We start from the raw sequence: 8,559 nt of genomic DNA on the forward strand, positions 1-8,559 counted from the left end.
GTTAAATAAGAGATTTAGCTATTATATCTTTTATTTAACACTGCCCGTGACTATACAGACGAGGAAACGCCTTGCTCCATCTCGAACCAAGAAGCTAAGCTCGTCCTGGCTGATGATACTCTCCCTTACTGGGATGTTGGAAAAGTAGGTCGTTGCGGGCTTTGTTGTTTGTCTGCTTTAACTATTACATTGTTTGATTCTGTTTTTATTATTGTTGTTTCTTGTATAAGTATAAAATATTAAATTCTTTTACTTGTTTTTATATTAATTTCTTCAAGCTTATAGTTTATAATCTGATTTTTTCGAACTGGGTTTTAGGTAGTTAGATTAAAGTTCTAATATATGTGATCATAAAATTTGGGATCTTTATTCCATTGGTTGTTAAAAAATACCCGAACCTTATCATGTTATTAATGCCAAAGGATACAGCATGGTATTGCTAATGGTGAACTTCTTTTTATAAGTGTGGCAAATACAGGTGACATAATAAGCCGCAATGTACACGTCATAAATATGCGACGACGTATTCGTAAAACTATTAGAAAAAATCAGATAGTGAATGTTATAACTCTATTTTTGGATAATGAAGAGTATAAACCTATCATAATAGACGGTAAAAATTTAGAAAATTGCGCTATTGTATGGGTCGTGACGCATAACAGAAAAAGGAGTTGCTTAAAGGGACTTTGAAGCTATTTGAAGCTTTAGACTTTCAAATGCAAAAAATGCCTAAATTTTGCATTTTGAGTTCCTTATTTTTACTCCATATCCCCATCTGCTAAAATAACGATCTTAACGCTATTTACTCCATATTTTTATCTGTTCTTTTTACCTTTTGAATAAGATTTATCACTTAGCTATTTGATATTTGCATGACCTCTAAGCTGATCTGAATATTACAGTCAAAAAGTCATTTTTGAGGTGATGCGTTGTTTATGTATTTATTGTTTTTGCTAAAGTTTTATTACATACTAACGAACGCGATGCTAAATTTATTAAATTTAACACTGCCTCATGTAAAAGTGTATACTTATATTAAGCTAAACGAAAAGTATTAAGTTATATTATTTTTTAAGATTTATCAAATTTCTTTAAAGGAGAGCGTATGAAACTAGCATTTTCAAAAGCTGTTTTTGTAGCAGCTGGCATTGCCTTATTCGCAGGCTCACTCTTAAACGCAGAGGATAAATTTAGTCCTGTCATAGTCATACATGGTGGCACCAGTGGACTTGAGCTTACTAAAGATGAGTTTAAAGTGCGCGAAGAGCCTATGAAAAAGGCGCTTTTAGCTGGCCAGGCTGTGCTTGAAAAGGGCGGTAGTGCTATGGATGCAGTTACGGCAGCCATTATGGTGTTAGAAGACGATCCAAATTTTAATGCTGGCAAGGGCGCAGTATTTACAGCTGACGGCTTTAATGAGCTGGATGCCTCGATCATGGACGGCTCTACTAAAAAAGCAGGTGCAGTCGCGATGGCAAGGCATATCAAAAACCCTATCCTTGGCGCGAGAGTTGTAATGGACAAGACTTGGCACACTCTTGTTGCTGGCGAGGGAGCTGACAAATTAGCCAAAGAAAACGGCCTAGAGATGGTCGATCAAAAGTACTTTTTCACGCAGTTTAGATATGACGCACTCCAAAGGGCAAAAGAGAAACAAAAGCTCATGCTTGATAGTGAAAAGACAAAGAAAACTTCGCTAAATTTATATGAGCGCCCATATCTTGGCACTGTTGGAGCGATAGCTCTTGATAAAAATGGCAACCTAGCCGCAGCAACAAGCACTGGTGGCATGACAAATAAAATGACTGGTCGTATAGGTGATAGTCCAATAATTGGCTCTGGAACCTATGCAGATAATGACTCAGTAGCAGTCTCTTGCACAGGCACAGGTGATATCTATATGCGCGTAAATGCTGCTCATGAGGTCTCAGCCCTTTATAAATACAAAACTTCAGATGTGCAAAAAGCAGCCGAAGAGGCTGTAAAAGAGGTAGCAGCACTAGGCGGTAGTGGCGGTATCATCTCTATTGATAAGTTTGGTAAGACTGGCTTTGCTTGGACTAAAGATAAACTTGGTATGTATCACGGTGAGGCAAGACTAGGAGCTAAACCAGTTGTTTACTGGCCACTTGGCGAGAAATGATTAGATAGCTAGGTCGGATTATATCCGGCCTAGTTTTTAAAGGGAGAAAGTTTATTAAAATATATAAATTGCTCCAAGAACGATAAATGCTCTTAGGCAAAAACCGCCAACTAAAACACCATATTCATTATATACGCAGCTTTTAACGCCTTCGCTACATCCGCATACTGCTCCGTCTTTTGTTACGCCACATCTTTGTAGCATAAATTTACTGCCGCCAATTAATGGCAGTGCAAGACCAAGTACTATAAAACCTATCCAAAACATCGGCGCTAGAGAGCCTGATACTATTTTAGTTATGCTAGCCATGCCAGCAGCTTCGTTTCTAACGCTTGCAAATAGCATCAAGAGGGCAAAAATTTCAAGTGCCACCAAAATAGTGTGAAATTTATGCGACTCGTGGCTCAAAATGCCGCCACCACTTAGCACAGATATAGCGTTTGCACTAAGGCCTGTTGATATGGCTGAGATAGTAAATAGTATCGGTAGCCATATACTTGCCCATAGTGGGATCGCTTTAACAACATATAAAAGTAGTCCAGTGTAACCCATCACTCCAATGGCTAGTAGCGAGCCAAGGCTAAGCATCATATCGCAAATTTTGCCACCTTTTTTAACTTGTAAAAGCACGAGTACGCTAACTATTATGAAAAATGTTAGAAGATATGTGCCGATACTCATTATAGAAACTGGTCTTGTGTAAAGGCCTATGATCTTAGCTGGATTGATCGCCGCACTTGGCGCTAGGTCAAATAGCAAAAGCAAAGTTCCAACTATGACCGCTATTGGCGCTAGCAAAAATCCAAATTTGTAAAATTTCTCATCAAGCTTGCCCAAAAAGCCTTTATAGGCTAAAGCCGAGCACAAAAATGCCCCAGCACCTAAACCACCCAAAAACAGATATATGACTATGAGCCATCCCCAAGTTGTTTGTTCCATTATCTATCCTTTAACTCTTAAAAGTTAGAAGAGCTCTTGACTGCTCTATCTCGTTTTCAAGATATAAATTTAAAAAATCAGCAAAGCTCACATAGGCTTCTAAATTTGTAGCCTCCTTACAACGAGAGCTAAATTTATAAAACCACTCAAACGGATGAGTGCGGATGAAGTCATATTTTTTATGTAAAATTTCATCCATTTTCTCTTTTTCGTCTGCTTGTAAGGCATTGAAACTTAGAAAGTAAAGGTATTGCAGCTCATATCCGATGAAATCATCTGGAAATTTATCAAACTGCTCTTTACTAAGTTTTAGCCCAGAGCTCTCATAAAAGCCACGCACTTGTATAGTCTTCTCGCCAAACATCGTTTTATAATCAAAATAAACCGACTCATATGGCTCAGCTTTTGGGTGTCTTGGCCCTACAAATAGCCTATTAAATTCATATCTTAGCTCGTCTAGCAAATTTAGATCATCTTTGCACTTATTTAGCCAAAGTATGAAGTTGTGATTTTTAAATTTATCACTAAAATTAAAGCTTAGGCTTATGAGCTCATCTAAATTTTGCTCTCTAAGCTCTACTAAGAAAAATCGCCTTAAAAAGTCTTCAACACTAAGGCTAACGCTAAGCTTTTCTTTGACCTTATCCATCTTTTACTCTTTAGTGTATGAATTCGTTTCGCTTCATTCTTGGATAAAAGCGGATATTTGGCTTGGTAAAGAAGTGTTTAAAGCCTGGCATCTCTTTTTGCATACCAGCGCTGTCGCTGACGTTGCTATCAACTAGTTTTAGTACTCCACACGGACAGCCTGCTACGCAAGCTGGCTCTTCGCCACGCTCAAGTTTTTCAGCGCAGAGATTGCACTTTTGAGCTTTACCGTCTTTGCCTTTTGTGATAGAGCCATAAGGGCAAGCCATCAAGCAGTATCCGCAACCTATGCACTTATCATGAAGTGGCTGTACGACACCATTTTCTAGCTTGATATAAGCCCCAACTGGGCAGACATCCATACAGGCTGGTTCGTCGCAGTGATGGCAAGAGTGAGTTATAAAGATCTCTTTTTCTATGCCATCTTCATGTATCATAAGGCCATCAACATGTCTCCAGTTTATATCTGGATCTTGGTTGTGATAGACTTGACATGAAATTTCACAAGCCTTGCAGCCTATACAAAAGTTATAATCAAATAAAAAACCTTGTTTTCTTTTCATCTTAGACCCCTTTACATCTCTTGTTTAGCTGCTTTTTTTACTTCACAAAAGCTAGCTGTATAAGTTGAGCCATTTCCTAGATCGCTAACGCCATCAGAGCAAAGTATGTTTGCTCCAGTTCTTGATTTAGTCACTTTTACCCAGATGTTGTTCCACGCATAGACTATGCCTGGGTTCATTTGATTTGTCTCGACTGCTGTAAAGACGGCTGTACCTTTTTCGTTTGTTGCCTCAACTGTGTCTCCATTTTTGATACCGCGTGCTTCCATATCTTCACGTGTCATAAATAGCTCAGCATTGCCCTTAACGATAACCCTTTTTAAGATATAAGGCATATTGCCCCAGTTTGAGTTATCTTGGAGCTGAGTACCTGGCGTCATGAAATAAAGCGGATATTTCTTAAGATAGTCTTTTCCAAATTTATTGCTCTTTTCATAGTAGTCCCAGTCAGTTTCAAGGTCTATTACTGGATGATATCCTGCGTCTTTAAAGATTTGTGAGTAAAGCTCGCATTTTCCACTTTTTGTACCAAAGACTAGTTTGTCTTTTGGCGCATAAGGGTAGTATGGGAACTGATCCTTCATCGTTTCAGGCGTTCTAAATGGCTTGATCCAGCCGACTGATTTTAGTTTTTCATAGGTGATGTTTTGTTTTTTGGCAAATTCTGTATCCAAAAAGCGTCTGCAAACCGTTTCACTATCCCAGTTAAAGCACTCTTCTGTATAGCCCATCGCTTTTGCAAGAGCGTTGAAGAACTCTAAATTTGTCTTAGCTTCACCAAGAGGTTTTACACTTTGAGCGTTGTAGCAGACGTATCCAGAAATTTGGTCGTTTTGGATATCCTCACTCTCCATAAATGTAACACCAGGTAGAACATAGTCAGCATAGTCACAGGTATCTGTTTCGTAAGGATCAATTACAACCAAAAAGAAGTCATCGTCCATTACACGCTTTTTGATCAAATTTGTATTTGGCGCTGTTACCATTAAATTTGAGTTGTAGTTGATGCATGCTCTAATGACAGTGTTTATAGGCTTGTCAAGATATGTTGGATTTTCTTTTTGTATGCCTTTGCCAAATTCTATATAGCTTATTTGCTGTCTTTCTATCTTTTTGCCATCTTTATCTTTTGGAGAAAGATCTGGCATGCAGTTGTCGAAATTAAAGCAGCCTTTTACATGCACATACGCCCAAAATAGTCCGCCACCAAGCTTTGTCAAGGCGCCAGTTAAAACTGGTAAAAATGTAACCGCACGAACAAGTCTTGCTCCGTTAAAGTGTCTTTGTCCGCCGTCGCCGTGCATGATAGCTGGTGCTTTTGCGTGAGCGTACTCTCTGGCAAAAACTTTGATCTGATCCACACTTGCTCCGCACATCTCAGATAGCTCGCCATAGGTGTAGAGTGAGCACTCGTGTACTAGATCTTCAAAGCCAGTGGTATATTTTTCTACAAATTCATGATCATATAGATCTTCTTCTATCAAAAATTTGCAGACCGCTAGACAAAATGCAGGGTCACTAGATGGTTTTAGCTGGATAAACATATCAGCTTGGTTTGCAAGAGGAATTCTTATCGTATTTATAACGATGATCTTTCCGCCTCTTTTTTTAACGCGGTGAGCAAATCTTATCCAGTGTACGGCTGTGTAAGCTTCGTTTGATCCCCAGCTAATGTACATATCACTCTCATCGATCTCAAGTGCATCTTTTGAGAAGTCAGTACCTATAACGCTAGGAGTGCCCGCGTATCTTGGCCAGTCACAAGGGTTTCTAACAAGTCTTGTGGCTCCATATTTTTCAAAGAAATTTCCTGGTGCGATAGTTTTTGAGATATGTCCCTCGTTGCCAGAGTAGACAAACTCGGTCAAGGCTTCGCCACCAAATTTCTCTTTTATCTCAGTTAGCTTCGTAGCTATCTCTTTTAAGGCTTGATCCCAGCTTATCTTCTCCCATTTTCCCTCGCCTTTTTTACCGACTCTTTTCATAGGGTGCATGATGCGGTCAGCGTTATACAGGTGCATGGCATAGGTGTGACCCTTGACGCAGACTGTGCCTTGCGTTAGCGGGTGCTTTGGATCTCCTTTTATGCTTACCATTTTGCCGTCTTTTATCTCAGCGATCATCGAACAGGCATCACGGCAGTTTCTAGGACAGGTTAGGTAGTGGTATTCTACATTTTCCTCGTTCTTATAGGATTTTGGTTTAAAATCCACCTCAAATTGCTCCATACCAAATAGGCTAGGAGCTGTCCCAGCTGCTGCTAGAGCTGCTCCGGTGCCTTTTAGGAAAGAACGTCTTTGCATGTTTTCTCCTTAAATTTGATAGCTATTTCACCTCAAAGATAAAAACTTTATTCTCTTTGCCTTCTCGTGAGAAGATGTAAAATTTATTATCTTTGATTGCTAATGCTCTTGGGTTATTTACCCCACTAAAACTAAATGCCTCGTCTATCTCTTTGGTGGTTAAATTTAACTTTAAAATAGTTGAGAAATTTTTGCTTAAAAGATAGAGCGCATCAGGCTCCACATCAACACCAGTAATGTAGTAGTTGTTTAAATTTCTACCCTCTTTTAGCTGCAAATTTGCTCCAGCTTTTGGCATAAATTCTTCTAAGATCATCTTGTCATCACCATCAAATATAGCCACACTCCAGTAGTCTCTAACGTCATTTGGCACGCTAGCTGTGAAAAATTTATTCTCACTTTCTAGATAGTCCCAGCCTAAGATGTACTGCTGTTTTGATCTAATGGTAGAAAATCTGCCCTTGTTGCCAAGGTCGTTTAGCTTCCATGCGTCATATCCAGCCAATAGGTGCCTCCACTGGCTATTTTGCTCATCTTTGCTAAGATTGCTAGCTGGCTCATAAAAGACAAAAGTTTTGTTATAACTTATAATGCCAAGCTCTTTTTTATACCAAGTAGCCCCGACTGTTGCCTCCATCTCCATTATAAAATGACGGTCATGTTTGGCATAACTTAGAGGCTTTAAATTCTCATCTGCGATGTAAAATTCATTGTCGTTTGAGACAAGAGCAAAGTGCTTTTTGCTCTCATCGTAGTCGGCTCCAGTTATTGCATTATCATTTTGCAAATTTAGAGTGAGCGTATCTTTAAGACCTAGCTCTTTTATGTTTTGGATCGCTCCATTTTTACTATCCATGTCAAAGTTAAACCCAAAAGCAAGGCTTGCTAATGCGACAAAAAATATTAGTTTTTTCATCTTTTACTCCTTACTTTGCTAGGTCTGGAAGCTCAGGGTTCCAGTCAAATCTAAAATCAAGCGAGCTATCCCAGTGGTCTTTCTCCCAGAACCATTTTGAAGGATCGATACTCATCCTTGGTGGTGTGCTAGATCCTAGATATGGTGGTGGACCAGAAGCTATAAAGGCTTGAACGCAGTTTGCAAGGATGATCACGATAAAGACTAAATTTGCAAATTTGCCAAGTGGTAAGTAGCTTAGAAAGTTGCCATATTCGCCATTTGAGCTTTTTTGCATTATAAGACCCAAATTTTTGCTAAACAAAAATATAAAAGCCAAAAATATGATCACACAAAAATCAACAACCATAACCCAAAGCTGAGTATGGGCACCTAAAATTTCAAGGCCAAAACCTTGTTTGATGTCAAGATAGCCGCCAAATGTTCCATCTAGGCTGTAGTGGATAAAGCCATTAAATATGCCCCAGCAAGCCATTAGTAAAAGTGCTGCTAGATAGCCAGGTTTTAGTCCGTACCTGATGATAAAAAGTGCTATTAGGCTAATAGCTATCATCGTGATCCTCTCGGCCCAGCACATTACGCAAGGGTTATCACCTAGTCCAAAGCCAAGCACCAAGCAGGCGATACCAACTGGAAGTGCCACAAGAGCAGTGATGGCCAGTGACATAAGGTTGAAAAAGCCTTGTTCGTTTGCTGGGATTTCGTTTTGTTTTGTTTGCATCTTGCCCTCCTAAAAGTTGCCTATTGGCAAGACTACCCATAAATTTACGTAAAATTCTAGTGCAACTAGTATTACGCACCCCAAAGCCATACAGGACGTTGCTATTTTCTTCATTTGTGGCTTTATGTATAAGATAAGCCCACTAATCAGAAATAGTGTCAAAATTAGAAATTCCATTTTGAGCTCCCAATTTGTAAATTTTCAACTACAAGCATGCTTATCTGAGAAAAATAATATAACTATATTTATTAAATTTAGTTTAAAAAATATATTTTTATGGCTAAGTTTTACTTTATAAAATAAAATTTTGTAAATAAAAATATATT

7 protein-coding genes and 1 rRNA gene are annotated in these 8,559 nt (G+C 38.8%); 2 read left to right on the plus strand and 6 right to left on the minus strand.

The window, feature by feature from the left end; genetic code table 11:
• Positions 1–42 precede the first annotated feature (42 nt).
• Positions 43–161: ribosomal RNA gene (rrf, locus tag F3G76_RS06445) — 5S ribosomal RNA — on the plus strand.
• Between the two features lie 944 nt (positions 162–1,105).
• Positions 1,106–2,143, plus strand: coding sequence for an isoaspartyl peptidase/L-asparaginase family protein (locus tag F3G76_RS06450; protein ID WP_149706235.1), 1,038 nt, complete (start codon positions 1,106–1,108; stop codon positions 2,141–2,143).
• Between the two features lie 54 nt (positions 2,144–2,197).
• On the opposite strand, the gene nrfD is transcribed toward F3G76_RS06450, so the two are convergent.
• Genes nrfD through F3G76_RS06480 form a run of 6 tightly spaced genes read right to left on the minus strand, consistent with a single transcriptional unit; the run spans position 2,198 to position 8,233 of the window.
• Positions 2,198–3,082, minus strand: coding sequence for an NrfD/PsrC family molybdoenzyme membrane anchor subunit (nrfD, locus tag F3G76_RS06455; protein ID WP_149706236.1), 885 nt, complete (start codon positions 3,080–3,082; stop codon positions 2,198–2,200).
• A 10-nt stretch (positions 3,083–3,092) separates the two neighbouring features.
• Entirely contained in the window at positions 3,093–3,731 is a 639-nt protein-coding gene (locus tag F3G76_RS06460; RefSeq protein WP_149706237.1) for a TorD/DmsD family molecular chaperone, read from the minus strand.
• 10 nt (positions 3,732–3,741) lie between these two features.
• Positions 3,742–4,293: a 4Fe-4S dicluster domain-containing protein gene (locus F3G76_RS06465; protein ID WP_012140509.1), complete on the minus strand. Its 552-nt coding sequence runs from the start codon at positions 4,291–4,293 to the stop codon at positions 3,742–3,744.
• Positions 4,294–4,304: 11 nt separating this feature from the next.
• The gene (locus tag F3G76_RS06470) at positions 4,305–6,596 is read right to left on the minus strand and encodes a molybdopterin-containing oxidoreductase family protein (RefSeq protein WP_149706238.1); all 2,292 of its coding nucleotides are present in this window, start codon (positions 6,594–6,596) and stop codon (positions 4,305–4,307) included.
• Positions 6,597–6,618: 22 nt separating this feature from the next.
• The gene (locus tag F3G76_RS06475) at positions 6,619–7,512 is read right to left on the minus strand and encodes a hypothetical protein (protein WP_149706239.1); all 894 of its coding nucleotides are present in this window, start codon (positions 7,510–7,512) and stop codon (positions 6,619–6,621) included.
• A gap of 10 nt (positions 7,513–7,522) precedes the next feature.
• Positions 7,523–8,233 carry a disulfide bond formation protein B gene (locus tag F3G76_RS06480; protein WP_149706240.1) on the minus strand — a complete coding sequence of 237 codons (711 nt, stop codon included), beginning with the start codon at positions 8,231–8,233 and terminating at the stop codon, positions 7,523–7,525.
• Positions 8,234–8,559: the final 326 nt, after the last annotated feature.

Origin of the sequence: Campylobacter concisus, from assembly GCF_902460575.1 — a bacterium.
Lineage (GTDB): Bacteria > Campylobacterota > Campylobacteria > Campylobacterales > Campylobacteraceae > Campylobacter_A > Campylobacter_A concisus_AW.

What these genes read in the sequence shown, in the direction of transcription:
- F3G76_RS06450 (WP_149706235.1), top strand. Translation starts at nt 1,106, where the DNA reads ATGAAACTAGCATTTTCAAAAGCTGTTTTTGTAGCAGCTGGCATTGCC.
- nrfD (WP_149706236.1), bottom strand. Translation starts at nt 3,082, where the DNA reads ATGGAACAAACAACTTGGGGATGGCTCATAGTCATATATCTGTTTTTG.
- F3G76_RS06460 (WP_149706237.1), bottom strand. Translation starts at nt 3,731, where the DNA reads ATGGATAAGGTCAAAGAAAAGCTTAGCGTTAGCCTTAGTGTTGAAGAC.
- F3G76_RS06465 (WP_012140509.1), bottom strand. Translation starts at nt 4,293, where the DNA reads ATGAAAAGAAAACAAGGTTTTTTATTTGATTATAACTTTTGTATAGGC.
- F3G76_RS06470 (WP_149706238.1), bottom strand. Translation starts at nt 6,596, where the DNA reads ATGCAAAGACGTTCTTTCCTAAAAGGCACCGGAGCAGCTCTAGCAGCA.
- F3G76_RS06475 (WP_149706239.1), bottom strand. Translation starts at nt 7,512, where the DNA reads ATGAAAAAACTAATATTTTTTGTCGCATTAGCAAGCCTTGCTTTTGGG.
- F3G76_RS06480 (WP_149706240.1), bottom strand. Translation starts at nt 8,233, where the DNA reads ATGCAAACAAAACAAAACGAAATCCCAGCAAACGAACAAGGCTTTTTC.